This window comes from Streptomyces viridosporus T7A (assembly GCF_008704515.1).
GTDB lineage: Bacteria > Actinomycetota > Actinomycetes > Streptomycetales > Streptomycetaceae > Streptomyces > Streptomyces viridosporus.
On the sequence record NZ_CP023700.1, the window covers coordinates 683,232 to 699,596 of the forward strand.

Annotated in this window: 12 protein-coding genes; 4 read left to right on the forward strand and 8 right to left on the reverse strand. The window is 71.7% G+C overall.

The window, feature by feature from the left end; genetic code table 11:
- Nucleotides 1-168 precede the first annotated feature (168 nt).
- The gene (locus tag CP969_RS03415; protein ID WP_004992826.1) at nucleotides 169-774 is read right to left on the reverse strand and encodes a class I SAM-dependent methyltransferase; all 606 of its coding nucleotides are present in this window, start codon (nucleotides 772-774) and stop codon (nucleotides 169-171) included.
- Between the two features lie 181 nt (nucleotides 775-955).
- Here CP969_RS03415 and CP969_RS33130 point away from each other — a divergent pair, with 181 nt between their 5' ends.
- Both CP969_RS33130 and CP969_RS03420 read left to right on the forward strand, forming a co-directional pair.
- A complete protein-coding gene (locus CP969_RS33130) occupies nucleotides 956-1,129 on the forward strand; it encodes a hypothetical protein (RefSeq protein WP_158689423.1) in 174 nt (57 codons plus the stop codon).
- Between the two features lie 80 nt (nucleotides 1,130-1,209).
- Entirely contained in the window at nucleotides 1,210-3,057 is a 1,848-nt protein-coding gene (locus CP969_RS03420) for an ABC transporter ATP-binding protein (protein WP_004992821.1), read from the forward strand.
- 162 nt (nucleotides 3,058-3,219) lie between these two features.
- Here CP969_RS03420 and CP969_RS03425 read toward each other — a convergent pair whose 3' ends face one another.
- From CP969_RS03425 to CP969_RS03445, 5 genes are all read right to left on the reverse strand, one after another.
- A complete protein-coding gene (locus tag CP969_RS03425) occupies nucleotides 3,220-4,203 on the reverse strand; it encodes a ferric reductase-like transmembrane domain-containing protein (protein WP_004992820.1) in 984 nt (327 codons plus the stop codon).
- A 169-nt stretch (nucleotides 4,204-4,372) separates the two neighbouring features.
- Entirely contained in the window at nucleotides 4,373-5,623 is a 1,251-nt protein-coding gene (locus CP969_RS03430) for an MFS transporter (RefSeq protein ID WP_016827896.1), read from the reverse strand.
- Nucleotides 5,613-6,839 carry an ATP-grasp domain-containing protein gene (locus CP969_RS03435; RefSeq protein ID WP_016827895.1) on the reverse strand — a complete coding sequence of 409 codons (1,227 nt, stop codon included), beginning with the start codon at nucleotides 6,837-6,839 and terminating at the stop codon, nucleotides 5,613-5,615. The genes CP969_RS03430 and CP969_RS03435 overlap by 11 nt, the downstream gene beginning before the upstream one ends.
- Nucleotides 6,836-7,915: a pyridoxal-phosphate dependent enzyme gene (locus tag CP969_RS03440; RefSeq protein WP_016827894.1), complete on the reverse strand. Its 1,080-nt coding sequence runs from the start codon at nucleotides 7,913-7,915 to the stop codon at nucleotides 6,836-6,838. The genes CP969_RS03435 and CP969_RS03440 overlap by 4 nt, the downstream gene beginning before the upstream one ends.
- A 309-nt stretch (nucleotides 7,916-8,224) precedes the next feature.
- Nucleotides 8,225-8,965 carry a class I SAM-dependent methyltransferase gene (locus tag CP969_RS03445; protein ID WP_004992811.1) on the reverse strand — a complete coding sequence of 247 codons (741 nt, stop codon included), beginning with the start codon at nucleotides 8,963-8,965 and terminating at the stop codon, nucleotides 8,225-8,227.
- 272 nt (nucleotides 8,966-9,237) lie between these two features.
- On the opposite strand from CP969_RS03445, the gene CP969_RS03450 reads away from it, so the two are divergent.
- Entirely contained in the window at nucleotides 9,238-9,882 is a 645-nt protein-coding gene (locus CP969_RS03450) for a hypothetical protein (protein ID WP_026085468.1), read from the forward strand.
- Between the two features lie 164 nt (nucleotides 9,883-10,046).
- Complete coding sequence (locus CP969_RS03455) at nucleotides 10,047-10,640, forward strand: sigma-70 family RNA polymerase sigma factor (protein ID WP_016827892.1); 594 nt, start codon at nucleotides 10,047-10,049, stop codon at nucleotides 10,638-10,640.
- Nucleotides 10,641-11,535: 895 nt separating this feature from the next.
- Here CP969_RS03455 and CP969_RS03460 read toward each other — a convergent pair.
- Nucleotides 11,536-14,379: a poly(A) polymerase gene (locus tag CP969_RS03460; protein ID WP_016827891.1), complete on the reverse strand. Its 2,844-nt coding sequence runs from the start codon at nucleotides 14,377-14,379 to the stop codon at nucleotides 11,536-11,538.
- The gene (locus CP969_RS03465; protein WP_016827890.1) at nucleotides 14,379-16,118 is read right to left on the reverse strand and encodes an RNA ligase family protein; all 1,740 of its coding nucleotides are present in this window, start codon (nucleotides 16,116-16,118) and stop codon (nucleotides 14,379-14,381) included. Before CP969_RS03465 ends, CP969_RS03460 begins: the two co-directional genes overlap by 1 nt.
- Nucleotides 16,119-16,365 lie beyond the last annotated feature (247 nt).

Consider the following 16,365-nt stretch of genomic DNA (forward strand, 5'->3'; position numbering starts at 1 on the left):
ATGTCAGCAGCGGGCGGTCACCCGCCCCCACCGTGACCGGCGAAAAGACAGCGGAAAGACAGCGGAAATCAGCCGACGGCGACTGCCGACCGCTCCCCTGTCACGAACCCGGCACATGGCAGCCTGGCGGGCACATGTGATCAAGTGATCAAGATGTCCAGCAGATCCTCACCGGCGGTGGACGCTGACGGCGTAGCCGCCGCCGTCGTAAGGGGCGGCGTCCCAGGTGGCGAAGCGGTCGACCAGGGTGAAGCCGGCTGCGGCGCAGTAGTCGTCGTACTCCGACAGCGTGATGCTGGGCGGCACGGGCAGGTGGGCTTCGTCCAGGCCGAAGCCTGCGACCAGCAGACCGCCCGGACGCAGGGCCGCGGCCAGGCGCTTGACCACCGTGGCCTCGGTGCCGGCGGCGAGCAACGGGAAAACGTTGCCTGCGGCGACCACGAGATCGAAGTCCGCTGCGATGCCGAGCAGGCCCGGCTCGAACTCGGCCAGATCGACGTGGAACCAGGGCAGTCCCGGTGCCTGCTTCCGCGCCACTGCCAGCATCGACGCGTCGAGATCCACTCCGACACAGTCGTACCCGAGCTCCGCGAGCCGGATCACGACCCGTCCGGTACCGCACCCGGCGTCCAGCACCCGCGCTCCGGCAGGCACGAGAGCTGCGCAGAACCGCGCCTCACCGTGCACGTCCTTCCCGCTGCGGGCCAGGGCCGCGAAGCGTGCGGCGTAGTCCTCTCCGGACGTCTCCCCGGTCAGCTCCCTCCAACGACTCATGAGGGCAACTATAGGTCGGTCGTGTGCCGCTCGAAGAAGTGCCCGAGCTCGCGGCTCGGCCGGGCTGGACGGTGTCGAGACTTCGGCCGATACACAACTATTTTCAACTTTTGCCTCAGAACGCCATCCAAGTCCCGCCCTGAGACGTACCCCAGGCATAGCAAGTTTCAGGAGGAACGCAATGGCTATCTTCAGCAATCTGATTCCTGCCTATCGCCGGGACCGCCACAACGACACGTCGCGCCGCGACGACTCCTCGAAGCATGGTCACGGGCACGACCGCAGTCACGGCGGCCGCCACGGCCACGGCGACCGCCACGGCCACAGCAATGGCCACGGCCGCGGCCACCGGTAACCACACCACGGAGGCTGGGCGGACCATAGACCGGAAGGTCCTGGTCCGCTCTGTCCGTCCCTCCACGAGGAACGCATGCCATGGTGCATGTCCTGCGGCGTCTGCTGTCGGTGGGTGAGGCTTCCGATGTGGTGGCGGCCGCGCCTCCGGTGTCTCCGCGCGAGGTGTTCCGGCGGTTCTGGCCCTATACCCGCGGTGGTCGGCGCTGGTTCGCTCCCATCGTCCTCTTCAGTCTGATCGGTCCCGCCCTCGACGCCACGGAGATCTGGCTCTTCAAGGTCGTGGTGGACGATGTGCTCGTTCCCCGCGACGTCGGACCGCTCCTGTGGATCGCACCCACCTATATGGGTCTCATCCTCGGCTCCGGCCTTCTGGGGTTCGCCGACGACGTGACGTCCACGTGGGTCAGCGAACGCTTCCTGCTGACGCTCCGCTCCGATGTGTTCCGGCACGTCCAGGGCCTGTCGCTCGGATTCTTCGAACGCCGGCGGCTCGGGGACGTGCTGTCGCGTGTGACGGGCGATGTCGACACGGTCGAGACGTTCCTGCTCTCGGGAGTGGCGGACGCCCTCTACTACGTGATCCGCCTGGGTGTCTTCCTCGGTCTGCTGTTCTACCTGCAGTGGGACCTGACCCTCCTCGCCCTCGTCATCGTGCCGCTGTTCTGGCGCGCCGCCCGGCACTTCTCGCGGCTGATCAAGGAGGCGTCCCGGGAGCGCAGGCGCCGCAGCGGTTCGATCAGCGCGATCGCCGAGGAGTCGCTGGGCAACGTCGCCCTGGTGCAGGCGTACAACCGGCAGGGGTGGGAAGAGCGCCGGTTCGAGCGTGAGAACGTCGGCAGGTTCCGGGCCACGATGGCCTCGACCCGGATCCGCGCCGTCTACGGATCCGTCGTCGAGGTCATCGAGGTGTCCGGCGTCCTCGCGGTCATGAGCCTGGGCACCTGGAAGCTGGCCCAGGGACAGCTCACGCTGGGCGGACTGCTGGTCTTCCTGGCGCTGATCGGCAACCTCTACAGTCCGGTCCGCGGTCTGTCCCACCTCGGCACCACCTTCTACGCGGCGTCCGCCGCGGCCGAACGGATCATCGAGCTGCTGGACCAGCGGCCGCAGGTCGTCGAGGCCGCCGGCGCCCGCCGGATCGGCCGTGCGCGGGGTGACCTGGAGTTCGACGGCGTCTCCTTCCGCTACCCCGGTACGCCGTCCTGGGCACTGTCGGACGTGTCGTTCCACGTGGCGGCCGGAGAGACGTTGGCGCTGGTCGGGGCCAGCGGGGCCGGCAAGTCGACGATCGCGAAGCTGCAGCTGCGCTTCTACGACCCCGACCGGGGCGCGGTCCGCCTCGACGGGACGGATCTGCGGGACCTGAGCCTGTCCGACCTGCGGGAGAGCGTCGCGGTGGTCCTGCAGGAGACGCTCGTCTTCCACGGCACCGTGCGGGACAACATCGCCTACGGCCGACCGGAGGCGACGGAGGCGGACATCGTCGCGGCGGCGCGCGCCGCGGACGCGCACGAGTTCATCGAGCTGCTCCCGGAGGGCTACGACACGATGGTCGGCCAGCGCGGCCGGACGCTCTCCGGCGGGCAGCGCCAGCGCCTGGCGATCGCCCGCGCGATGATCAGGGACGCGCCCGTGCTCCTCCTCGACGAACCGACCACCGGTCTCGATGTGCGGTCCGGCCGGCGGATCATGGACCCGCTGCGCCGGCTCATGGCCGGGCGGACGACCGTCGTCATCTCCCACAACCTGCTGACCGTCCGGGACGCCACGCGCATCGTGGTTCTCGACCAGGGCAGGATCGTCGAGTGCGGCGCCCACGACGACCTGCTCGAGCGCGGCGGGACGTACGCCCGGCTGCACCGGCTGAACGCCCTGACCGGTGCCGCCCCAGCCGGGTCCTCGACCCCCAAGACGGTGCTGCCGTGAGTGCTCCCGGCGGGTCCCGGCGGTGCGGGCCGCCCCGCCACGGCCTGGGCACGGGTCGGATCACGGGCTCACCACGCCCCCGCGCACCGACAGACAGCCACGCACCCGACCACGTGACAACGCCCCGCTCCCGCAGGCCCCGCAGTCTGCCCTGCCGCGAGCTCAGTCGTGATCGTGACTGGATGAGGTGTCGGCGGGGGGAACCGTCCGGCCGCCGTCGTTCCCGCTGACGACCACACCGATGAGGGCGAGGATCACGCCGACCACGGCAAGGCGCCCGCTCAGGCGCAGGGCCCAGCCCATGGGTGAACCCGGATGGACGCGGGGACCGCGCAGCTTCTCCGAGCGGCGGGCGGGTCGCACCAGGCGCAGCAGAAGCAGCGCGGCGACAGGGAGCTGGAGCAGCCACACGGCGGTACGGAACCAGCCGTCGTACCAGACGTTCGTTCCGTAGAGGAGCGTGTGCCAGACGCTCAGGATGTAGACGACGATCACGAAGCGGTGCAGGACTCGCCAGGTTCTGGGACCGATGCGGTGCCTGACGTAGAAGAGCAGTCCCAGGGGGATGGCCAGGTAGAGCGCTGCCTGTCCGAGGGGGATGGCGAGCTTGCCGGTGCCGGAGTCGTAACCGCCCGGGACGAAGGTCTCCACGAAGGCCGTGCCGAGCGCCGAGTACCACCTCGCGGTGTCGCTGCGCACCAGCTGGGCGGCGAACAGCAGGGCGTGGGCGGCGATGAGGGCGATGCTGTTGAGGCTCGTGGTGCGGTGGAGGCGTTCGAGGCGCTGGCCGGACAGCCGGCTCCAGGAGGGGCGGGGGCCGGAGAGCAAGAGGCCGAGGACGACGGTGATCCAGGCCCACAGCAGTGCGGACCAGCCGAAGGCCTGGCTGAGGAAGTACATCCAGAACTCGCCCGTGTCGACCATGAAGGGCATGACGGACACGGTCGACGAGGTCTCGGCACGGATGCGGTGGTAAAGGAGGGCGAAGACGGCAGCGGTGACGACCAGCGCGACGACACCGTCCGGTAAGGACGCCCGTAGGTCGGAACGCAGGGTGGCTCGTCCTTTCCGCTCACCGGAGTCGGCGCCGGGGACGGCGGGGTCGTCGGCCTCTCCGGAGGCGGATCGAGCTGGTGATGACGTCATCGTGCGGCCTCTTCAGTCGCTTTGGCTGGTGAGCGGTGCGCCCGCCGGGGAAGTACAGGATGCTGTGCGCAACCGCCCTGTTGGAGAAGTCGGGACGGCAGAGGCGAAAGTTCCCCACAGTGCCGTATGGCGTGAGTCACATGACACCGGTGGCGGCGGATGTCGTCTCTCACCCTCGTGACGACCGCTTCCGCTCCTGCCGCCGACCGGCTCGCGGAAGGTGGCCGCCGGTGCGGCGGCGACGCGCCGCGGCCGTCAGCAGGAGGGGGAGCACCAGGCCCTGCAGGCACACGGCGATCCAGAACAGCCGTGTCGAGCCCGCGGCTTCCGCCCCCGCGTACAGCTGGCCGCCGACCGCCCCGCTGGCGAACGCGCCGAGGCCGGCCGCCAGTCGCTGCCGGCCGAAGACCACGGCCGGCGGGGAAGACGATCGAGCGAGCGCCTCCAGGTCGTTCTTGAGGAAGAGCACGACCTCGCCCAGGCACATGAGTGCCGCTCCCGCGCCGATGGCCGCGTACCCGCCGTGTGCTGTGGCGGCCGTCCCGGCCGCCATGCTGCCGAACCCCACCTTCATGGCGTCCCGGTAGGTGAGTGCGGCGATCCACCGCGCCAGCAGCGGCTGCGTGACGGCCAGGAGACAGGCGTGGCCCGTCAGCACCGCTCCGTAGAAGACCGCCGAGGTGCGGGGGACGGCATAGAGCGCCAGATAGTGCTGGAAGAACATGAAGACGTACACGCTCAAGGCGGTCACGGCGAAGGGCGGCGGTCCGCAGTCGTGGCGTGCCTGCCTGCCGCCGGCGGCACCGGTGTCCGCCCCCACCGCGTCGGCCTCCGGCCGTGCGGCGGCCGCCGGCAGCAGCGCGTGGCCGGCGCCGACGAGTGCGAACAGCACGGTGACGCAGGAGAAGAGCACCGTGGGCGAGCCCACGATGAGGGGTGCCGCGGCCGGCGGACCGAGGGCGATTCCGGCGTTGAACGCCGTCCCGCTCACCGCCAGCAGCCGGGGCCGGTCGGCCTCCGCGGCTCCTTCCACCAAGTACGCCTTGTTCGCCGGGAGGTACAGGGCCGCCCCGCAGGAGACCAGGAACAGGGCGACGACCGCGAGCACGGGGCTGGTCATCCCCGGCACGAACACCGCGAACCCGGCCGTCCGCACGGCCAGCGCCGTCAGCATGGTGGCCCGCAGACCGATGCGCCCGGTCAGCGCGCCCGCCGCCACTCCCCCGGAGAACTGCACCAGGGAGGCGACGGCCAGCACCATGCCGACCGTGCCGAGCCCCAGCCCGAGCCGCTGGTGCAGCAACACCGACATGTACGGCAGGACGGCGAAGCTGCCCAGGGTGATCAGGAACGAGGCGGCCAGCAGGAACGCCTGCGGGCCCGTGACCCGCCGGCCGCCGGATCGCGACCTACGGCCCATCGTCGGTGACGACGGGCCACACGCGGACGGCCGCGCTCCACGCCCGGTGCTGCGCCAGCTCCGCCGTGGCGGCCTCGGCCAGCACGATGCCGGTGCAGCCGCGCTGGTCACCCACATGGGGCAGGACATCCCCCGGTGCCCTGGTCGGGTACCAGCGCGCCTCTCCGGGGAAGGCCGCGAGTTCCTCCAGCCCGTGCCAGCCCTCGAGGACGCCCGGCCGGTCCGCGTAGACGAGGACGAAAGCGTGTGCGGGTCCGTCGTGCTCGAGCGGCGCGTCCATGAGGCGCGGCCGTGAGCCCAGCGCCTCCTCCATCATGGCGGTGTACACGTTGGTGCCGAGCGAGCGGCACAGGACCTCCCCCACCAGCGCTCCGCCGATCCTGCGGTTGATCTCGACCAGCTCCGGTCCGGTGGAGGTGACGACGAACTCCACGTGGGCGAAGCCGCTGTGGTGGCCCGTCGCGTGCAGAACGTCTCCGACCCACCGTTCGATCGCAGCCGACTCGGCCTGGGGCAGAGCGACGGGGAAGGCGGCGGCCTCCTCCCGCACGGCCGGCTGCCGGGACGTCTGCCGGCTGAGGACGCCCAGCAGTCTCGTGGTGCCGTCCCAGCTGAGCGTCTCCGCGCTGTACAGCGGCCCGGACAGGAACGCCTCCGCGAAGAGGTCACCCATGAGCTGCTGCCGGCCGGCGTCGGCGAGAGCACCACGCAGCGCTTCCTCGTCGTGGGCGATCCACACGTTCCGCGAGGAGGTCCCCGCGCTGTCCTTGAGCACCGCCGGCAGACCGACCGCACGGCGGATGTCCTCGGCGCTGTCCGGCCTCGGCGCCACGCGCACGGCACCGCTCCGGCTCAGTCCCCGGCGGTGCAGGAGGTCGCGCACCCTGTACTTGTCGCGGAGCAGCCGTACCGTTTCCGGGTCCGGGCCGGGCAGCCCGAACTCGGCCGCGAGGTCGGCGGCCGGCACGCTCCAGGTGTCGGTGGTGTTGAGCAGCGCGGCCAGGTCCGGCAGGGCGGCCAGCGCGCGCCGGGTCGCCGTCTCGTCGAACGTGTCGACGTCGATGACGGTCAGCGCGTCCCCGGGCAGGGTGGCGAGTTCATGGCGGTACACGGACCGGTCCGCGGTGAGCAGACACAGCCGGTGCCCGGCGTCGGCTGCCGCCGCGACCATGCGGCCCAGACCGAAGGACAGCGATTCCAGTGCGGCGATGGTCATGGCGTCACCTCCGTGGACGAGACGTGTCCGGCGGTGTCGGCGCTGTCCTCGCCGGGGCACCGGTCCAGCCGGGAGTTCCCCGGATCGGGCCGCCGTGCCCACTCCATCACCGACCAGGGCGGCCGCAGTTCGTCGAGCGCACGGATGCGGCGCGGCCGGAGCGCCCGCATGTCCTCTGCCTCGGTGTGCCGGGCGAAGACCCGTTCGGCGTAGCGGTGGCCGGTGTCCGCGCCCAGGACGAGGTGGAGACGGTCGGGATCGCGGTCCGTCTCCCACGAGGCGACCAGGTGCGCGGCTCCGGTGGACAGACCCGCGAAGACCGCGTGCTGCCGCAGGAGGCCGACGGCGCCGGCCATGGCGTGCCGGAAGTCCACCCAGTGCACGGTGTCGTACAGCTCGTGCCGGACGTTGTCGAAGGGTATGGAACTCCCGATGCCCGCGATGATCGCCTCGGGGTCGCTGAACCGCTCACTGCCGAAGGTGACGCTGCCGAACGGCTGGATCCCGACCAGGCGTACCGCCCGTCCCGTCTCGCGCAGGGCCTGCACCAGTCCACCGGTGGAGGCGCCGGTGCCGACCGCGCCGACGACGGTCAGGGGCACGTCGGCCAACGTCCCGGTGACGAGGTCCGCGAACTCCCGGTAGCCGACGTAGTGGACGCAGTCGTGGTACTGCCGCATCCAGTGGAAGTCGGGGCGGGCGGCCAGCAGCTTCCGCACATGGCGTACGCGGCGTTCCTGGTCGAGCTTGAGGTTCCGGGACGGAGGCATCTGGTCGACCGTCGCGCCGAGCACCTCCAGCTGGGCCCGCATGACCGAGTCGACCGTCGTGGAGGCCACGATGTGGCACCGCAGGCCGTAGCGGTGGCAGGCCATCGCGAGTGCCAGGGCGTAGATGCCGCTCGAACTGTCGACGAGCGTCTGTCCCGGGACGACGCGTCCACGGCGCAGCAGCGTGCGGACGGCGCCCAGCGCCGCGTAGACCTTCATCGTCTCGAAGCGGGCGAGCACGACGTTGTCCCCGAGCCGGATCAGGGCGGGCGCCTTGATGGCATCGGTGATGTGGTCGTGAACCACTGCGGTCGATTCGGCCGCGGCGGTGGGCGACCGTGAAGCTGCGACGGCCGTCCGCGCTTCCCCGGGCACCGCCCACGGGTCGCGTTCCGGCGGTCGGGCTGCTGCTGCGAGGGTACGCGTGCGGTCGTGGTTCTCGTGGTGCGGTGGCATGTCGTACCGGTCCTCCAGTGATACGGGCGCCGAACAGTTGGCCACGAGCGGACGGCAGTGGATGCGTGCGCGTTCGGCTGCCGCCCGTGCCGGGGCCCGGTGGACCACGCGCGGCCGTACCTGCCCGTGGCGCAACGCGGGCGGACGTCACGGCCCGCGTCATTTCTTGCGCCCTCGAACGATCAGCCGCCGTGAGTGGTGGTCGTACGCGGAACCGTCGAAGCCGCCGAAGCACTCCACCTCCGCGAACCCGGCAGCCACGAACAGATCGTGCAGCTCGGCGGCGCTGTAGAGCCAGGACGTCAGGGACGCCGTGCGCGCCGACGTACCCCGCACCAACGTCCAGTCGGTCCGCAGCTTCCGCCAGCTGTCGAAGACGACGTCCCGCTGGACGACGTACGAGCCGTCCGGCAGGTCGACGGCCTGAGGGCGCCCGATCCAGCCGGCCAGGACCTCCTTGCCCATGGCGTCGACGAGGAGCTGCCCGTCGGGGGCGAGGCTCTTCCAGGCGTTGCGGAGGACCTGGAGGTTGTCCTCCGGGTCGTCGAAGTACCCGAAAGACGTGAACATGTTCAGGACAACATCGAACGCTTCGGGAGCCGTGTACGTGAGCATGTCCGCCCGTACCAGCCGCACGTCGGCTCCGGCCTCCTCGCACGCGCTCCTCGCCCGGTCCAGCATCGCCTCACTGAGGTCGACACCCGTGACGTCGAAGCCCTGCCCGGCCAGCGGCACCAGGAACAGACCGGGACCGCAGCACAGGTCGAGCACCCGCGATCCGGGCGGGAAGCGCAGGAGGGGCGAGGTGGCCACCAGCTCGGCGACGGACTCCGCACGCTCCGGGGAGAACATCGTGGGCGCGAAGTCGGACCACAGGGAATCGTCCTCGTACCACTTCATGACGCTCGGCCTCCTCCTGGGCCCGTCGGCCCCGGTCGTCGTCTCCTGTCACTCACCTTCCTCTGAGAAGTCGGCTGTCTCCGGCAGGCAGTTCCCGGCGGTCGACGACGGACGGCGCCGACTGCGTCGGCTCCATCCCGTCTCAAGTTCCTTGTCAATGCTGTGAGTTGATTCACAGGAGCGAGGGTGAGTCGGGTTCTCGGCCACCCTCCGTACTGATCTGGCGGAAACAGCCGCGAAGCGAGAAGCACGGATGCGAGGATGAGCCCGCCATGACTGCTGGGTGGTGCTGTCGCGTGGTACGGGCCGCGGTGTTCGCGGCCGTCTGTGCGCTGCTCGCCGCCCTGGGGCATGGAACGGTGTCCGGCTCCGCCGTGCCGTGGTGGGCCGTCGCCGCAGCGGCCGTGACGGTCGGCGGAGCCACCTGGTGCCTGGCCGGACGAGAACGTGGGCTCCTCCTGGTCGTCTCCGTCGCGATGGCCACCCAGGCAGTCCTGCACACGTGGTACTCACTGGCCCAGGCGATCGCACAACGCCACGAGCCGCACCTGGCCCGCCCCACCACCCGTCACCCCGCCAGGGCACACGGCACGCCGCTGGAACACGTGGCACACCTGGATCACATGGGCAGCGACATGGCCGGCGTCTCGTCGTTCGGCATGTTCGCGGCCCACGTACTGGTGGTGCTGCTGTGCAGCCTGTGGCTCGGCTACGGCGAACGTGCCGTCTTCCGCGTCCTGCGGACACTCGCCGGGTGGTTCGTCGCACCGCTGCGGTTGCCGCTCCTGCTGCCCGCACCGCCGCACCGTCCGGGCGTCCGCCCCCAGCGAGACCGATCGGCCCGCGCGCCGCGGCGGTTCCTCCTCGTCCACACCATCACTTCTCGGGGTCCGCCCACCGGAACCGCTGTCACCTGACAGCCGGTTCCCCGGTGCCGCCGAGGCTCCCCGCGCCCAGGCGGCTCGGGCATCGGCCGTACGCCTCCGTGCGGTCGTACGTCGCTCACCCCTGCGTGACCGCACGCCGTCACCGGGCCCGCCGCCCTTCGCCGCCGGGTCCGGATTCCCGAGAAGGACGCCATATGATCGCTCCTGCCCTCCCCATCTCGCCCGACGACTCGGCGACGCTCTGGGCACTCGCTGCCCGCACCGGTGACACCGAGGCCGCCGAGCGCTTCGTCCGGGCCCTGCACCGGGACGTCCGCCGGTACGTGACCAGTCTCGGTGTCGACCCCCAGTCCGCCGACGACCTGACCCAGGACACCTTCCTGCGGGCACTCGGCAGCCTGCATCGTTTCGAAGGCCGCTCCTCGGCCCGCTCCTGGCTGCTGACCATCGCTCGCCGCGCGGTGGTCGACAGCTTCCGGTACACCGCCACCCGGCCCCGACTGTCGGACACCGACGACTGGCAGGCCGCGGCCGAACGCGCCCAGCCGCACAACCTGCCTGGATTCGATGACGGCATCGCCCTCGCCGACCTGCTGGCCGACCTGCCCGACGAGCGCCGTGAGGCTTTCGTCCTCACCCAGTTACTCGGGGTGCCCTACGCGGAAGCGGCGCTGTTCAGCAACTGCCCCATAGGAACGGTACGTTCCCGGGTGGCCCGCGCACGCATCTCCCTGATCGAATCGCTCCGCGACGCCGAGCAGCACACCCGGAGAGACACCGCGGCCTGACCGCCGACACCACGGCCGCCCGGCGCCCCACCTGAACCGGAAGACCACGAAGGGACCGACCACCGAGCTGTCGGTCCCTTCGTCCTGAGCCCGACTCCGTCGGGGACCCGGGAGTTTCCCGGTGCGGCAGGCATGGTCAACGGGCATGCTCGGGGCTGTTCCGAATTCCCGGGCCGTTTCGACGCGCTGGCCGTGGCCTGCTGACGACGCGGTGGTCGTCGGGGCGTTCTCGGTCGGTCTGTACCGCTCAGCCGAATGTGAGCAGCACAGTCTCCCGCCTGTCTTCCCTGACAGAACGGCGACAGGCGGTGACAGGGGCAGAGGTGCTGGGGGGAGAGTCAGGGACGCGGGAGCCGACGACACAGGCGCGATGAGGTCGCTCGCCTGGACGCCCGGCTGTCGGGAGAGCCGCTGCCCAGGCGACTTCCACTCTGCTTCTTCGATCCTCGCCACGGCCCCTCCGTCAGCGAACGTTCCCGGGAGCCCCGGACGAGGACAACCCACTCGGAGCCTGGGCACCCCTGTGGCTGGTCCTCGGAACCTGCGTAGGCACTGCGGCGTTCCTGGCAACTGCCTGGGTCACGCTCTACCTGATACCCGGATCGCTGATCCGCACCCTCTTTTGAGGAACCCGAAGCGCACTGCGTGGCACATCCGTTCCACCCCACTCGGCACCACGCTCGCCGGACACGCCGGAGCACCTACATCCAGACCCCCTTGGACGTGCTTCAGCGAGCAAGGCGATCATCACCGACCACCGAGCCGAGACGACCACCCACTTCGCCCTCCGGGAGCACATCACCGGCGCTGTTGGCCGGCCCACCACAGCCCGACGGCGCCGTCAGGCCCGCGCACGTCCAACAGCATGACAGCGCCTTGACGCGCCCTCCCCCGGTCACCGCAGGGTCGGTACGGTGCCGCACTCCGCCCATGTGACGTCGACCCCGCGCAGTCCTCTGCCCCACTCTTCGGAGATTTCCGCGAGCCGGGCAGCATCGGGCGGGGTGCGGCCGAGGCCGATTGCGTACCGTACGAACCCCGGCCCCGTCTCGAACGGGCGGGGCCAGGCGTACGCGTCCGCCGCTCCGGCGTCCTCCAGAGCGGTGAGCAGCGCTCGCAGGCGCCCCCGGACGCGCCCCGAAGTCTCCTCGAACTCCTCGGCGGGGCCCGGGCGTACGGTCAGGACCGCCCAGGCCGCGTGCCGCCGGTGCAGGGAGGGGGGCGACAGCAGCTCGGGCCAGGGATTCGTGTCCGCATCCGCTGCCGTTTCCAGGATGGTCCAGGCGCGGTAGAGCTCGTCGGTCAGCAGGTCCCGGAATCCGGCGCCGACCTGTCCGGTGCAGTTGCGGACGGGATCGGTGGGTGTCATGAGTACCACGGGCGTGTGCGGTCCCGTTCCGGTGGGTGCGAGGCCGACCGGGTCCCGCCAGTCCCAGGCAGCCCAGGTGCCGAAGAAGTGGCGCAGCAGGTCCGGAGCGGCCGAGTCCGTGGCCTCGCGTGCCGTACGGGCCGCGAGCACCGACCAGGCCAGGCCCGGCAGTCCGCCGAAGGGGGCCGAGTCGAGGCCGCGCGCCCCGGCCCACGCCTTCACCTGCCTGGCGAGCCGGGTGAAAGCGGTGTGGTGGTCGCCCACCGCGGCCCGTACCGCGTCCGCGTCGCTCACCGCGCTCAGGGCGATCGCCGCCGCCCGGTCCAACTCGGCGCGGCGGGCCACTGCTTCGCCGGGGTCGAGCGTTCCGGTGGCGACGACGACCAGGTCGACGTCCAGATCACCGGTGCGCAGCCGCAGGCCCGGCACCCGAGCGCCGGTCACCTGCCGCACCCGGGTGCCGTCCGACAGCGCGGCGGTCACCCGTGCCCGGACGTCGGCCAGGTCGACGCCGCCCGGCAGCGCCGCGACCAGGTCCAGGTCCGCTCCGGCCAGGGCGCAGCCCATGCGCCGTGATCCGACGACGTGGACGACCCCGTCATCCAGCGCCGCGGAGATGCGCTGCGCCGTCCTGCACGCCAGGGCGGCCCGGGCCTCGCTCTCCGCGGCCGGCCCGGTGGTGGCGGGGCCGGGGGTGTCGGGCAGCCACCGTACGTCGCCCGTTCCGAGCGCGATCGTGGCGCGTGGACGCATCGGCTCGTCGCCCCGGCGGGAGAGCAGGACCAGTTCTCCCACCCGTGCCGACATCCCGTCGAGCCGGGCGGCGCACGCGGCGGCGAGGCGCTGCGGGTCCCTCGTCCGCCCCAGGGTGAGATGGGGGGTGAAGCCCTCGGCGCGCCCGCGGCAGCGCGGAAAGCGTTCCTCCAGAGCGCGGCGCAGTCCTGCCCACGGTGCTTCGTCGGCCGCCGCCGGGTCGAGCCAGACGGTGGCGTCGTCCCGGTGCCCGAAGGTGTGCACCCCGTCCAGCCGGGCGGTGAAGGCCGCCGTGCCGGCCGCCGCTTCGGCCAGCAGCGGGGCGGCTTGCTCGAAGTCGGACTCCGGCACGAAACCGAAGAGCAGGTTGACGTGCGGCGGCCAGCGGTGGACCTGCGGATCGTGCTCCCGGCGGATGCCCTGGAGCGTCGGCCACAGTTCCTGGGGAGGTATCCACGCCAGTGCGGTGCGGGCTGTCGGCCGGGCGTCGAGGACATCCGTGGGCTCGGTACCGCTCAGCTGGAGGTCCGCCGCCACGCCGTAGTGGTCCGAGACGTAGAGCCCGTCCGTTGTGGGCGAGTCGCCCCGCAGGAACGCCCCGGTCGCCCGCAGCTGCCCCGCGCGCAGGAAGATCCGGTCCAGCCGGGAGGCCCGGCCGGACAGCGAGGACACCGCGGCCAGCGGATTGACGCCCGGGTCGAACGTGGGCGTCCGGTCGCCGGGCCCGTGGACCTCCGTCCAGGCGTCCCGCAGCCCGAGCGCGGCAGCCGGTCCGTCGCCGCCGTCGTTGAAGTCACCGACCAGGACCAGGTCGCCGTCCACGCCGCCGAGTCCCTCGGCGAGCCGGCCCAGTTCGGCCTGCCGCCGGGCCGGGCCGTTGTGGGAGTGGTCACTGCTCAGATGGGTCGTGGCCACCACGAGGGGACCGGAGCCGGTCTCCACGGTGATGGCGGTGACGGCCTTGTGCGGTCCGAGTTCGTGCCGCCCCGCCTCCCGTACGGGCAGCCGGCTCAGCAGCAGGAGCCCGCTGTTCTCGATGTCCTTGCCTCCCGGGTCGGTGCCCAGGGTGTAACCGGCGCGGACCCAGGGCGCCCGCAGCAGCAGGGCGAGCAGACCGGCTTCGACCTCCTGGAGCGCGATGACGTCCGCGTCGGCGTCCTCCAGGGCTGCGAGCAGCAGGGGGCGGCGCCGGGCGGTGTCGATGCGGTCGCTGTCGTACCGGTCCCACAGCGTGTTCCAGGTGAGTACGCGCAGACTTCCCGCGCTCGGCACGGCCGTCCGGGGCGCGCCGTCCGTGGGTCGCCATCCCTCTGCCGGTTCCCATCCGTAGGGCGTCCCGGCTGTGAAGAAGGGCGCTCGCAGCAGGCGCGGGGTCCGCACCCGGCCGGCGTCCGACGTGTCGATGCGGTCCACACCGGTGGCGCGGTCCCAGACCAGCTCGCCGTCCGCCTCGACGAACAGCACCCGGTGCCACGGGATGTCGCCGCCGGGCACGAACGAGGGCAGCGGGATCCGCTTGGGGGCGGCACCGCGCTGGATGATCCCCAGCACGAACCGGGCCGGATCGAACCGCGGGTCCCAACGGACCCGGTGATAGACCTCGTCGCTCGTACGCATCACGCCTCTCCTCCGTCCACGGTGCCGTTCAGCGTGCCTTCGGTGTCGTCGACGGTTCCGCCCGCTCCGACGTACCAAGTGCGGTGGGACTCGGCCGGGTAGGGCGGGGTGAACCGGTGCAGCTGCGAGGTGAGCACCGCGGGCGGCACCGGGTGCGCACGTCTGTCGTTGCGCCGTGCCAGCTCGTCCTCGTCGACCAGCGCGACCACGTGGGTGACCAGGGCGTCGCGGCGCCGTGCCACCCCGTGCACCAGGGAACGCTGGTGCGGGTTGAGGGACGTGGCGTCCCACACCACGGTCCCGCCGCCGGCCAGCGCCGCGTCGAGCCGGTCCAGGCCCTCCCGCAGGACGTCCCCGTTGGCCCGCTGATCGGCCCGAGAGCCCCGGGCCTGGCGCAGTTCGTCGAGGCAGACGTACGAGTCGGTCCGGGGGAGTTTCCCGGCGAAGGTGCTCTTCCCGCTGCCCGACGGCCCGACGAGATGGATCAGCCGGGGGAAGTCCCCGGAACGCCATCGCCAGGTTGCCGCCACCGCCTCGTCGACGGTGGCGACCCGCCCCTCGGCGAACGCGTCCCGCGCCTCCGCCCAGCACCGGTCGGCGGCAGCGGAGCCGAGGCCGGCGAGTGCGTCCTGCAGCCCGGCCCGCAGCGGCTTCAGCGGCGATGCGCCGAGCAGCCCGGCGTCCTCGGCGTGCAGCGCGGACCATTCGACCTGTTCACGAGCCTCGGCGGTGTGCGCGACCGCTCCTGCGACCGCGTGAAGCACCCCCAGGTCGGCGGCGAGGGCGATGCGTACCAGGCCGGTCCGGCGGTCGCCGTCCGGGTACGGGCGCTGAAGCCTTGGGGCCAGCCCGACCAGATCCGCGACGCGGCGGGCGCCCCGCATGCCCAGCGGCCCCGCGAGGCGGGGTCCGAGCCACGCCCGGCGCGTGCTGTGGAGCATCGCGGCCAGGACGCCCTCCAGCCGTGCGTCCCCGGACCGGCCCAGCACGTCCAGTCTCGCGGACACATCGGCGACGGCGGCCTCGGCGGCGACCGGATCCTCCGGGGCGACGCCCAGCGCGGCCGACAGGGACGGCACGTCGGCGGCCGCCCCCGAACGCACCGCCCACAGCGCGGCGTTCGGTCCCAGAGCATTTTCCACGACAGCGGCGTGCATCCAGTGCGTATCGGTTCGAACGTGCCTCCTGCGCACCCACTTGGCCACCCGCCGCCCGAACTCCTGTCGGCCGAACCCCTCGACGGTGCGTACGACGTAGCCCTCCTGGCGCGCGGTGTCCAACCGCAGCGCGCGCAGCGCACGCTCGTCGAAGACACCCCGCCACAGCACCTGCGGCACCGGAACTCCCAACCGCCGCAGGAACCGGACCGTCCGGTCCCAGTCGAGGCAGCGGTCGCCGCCGTCCCAGACGGAGAACCCGTAGAACCAACTCTCCAGGTCCTCGTATGCGATCGAGTGCCGCGCGAAGAGGTTCTCGCCGCACACCCGCCAGCCCTGCGGGATCCCCGCGCCGATCCGCCCCTGCAGGCTCTTCACCCACGCCCGCGAGGGATGGTGCGCGGAATCCAGCGACCGGGCGTGAAGCCCGTCGGCGTAGAGAGTGGTGTTCTCCCCGTCGAGCTTCTCGGTGACCACGACCTCGCGGCCGCGCAGCCCGGACAGGTCACCGGCTCGTATGTCGTCCGACGCCGCCCCCGGCGACCACGGGAGATGAGGCGTACGGGGGTAGGGCACACGCATGATCCACTTTTCGTGACGATGTGAGGTCCGGTCACTGTAGGAACTCGACGAGAGCGGATCCACCGAATAATCACCGACCGGTAGGCCACCCATACCGGTCCGTCCTTTCCCACGCTGCACGGACTCTTCAGCGGTGGACCCGACTCATGGCGGTCTGAGCGGGAACCCCTGGCAGACAACGTTGTCGGGCACTGTCCGTCCGTCGCTCGGGCAGCCCTGTCCACTCGTTCCCGCAGAAGGAGTTCCC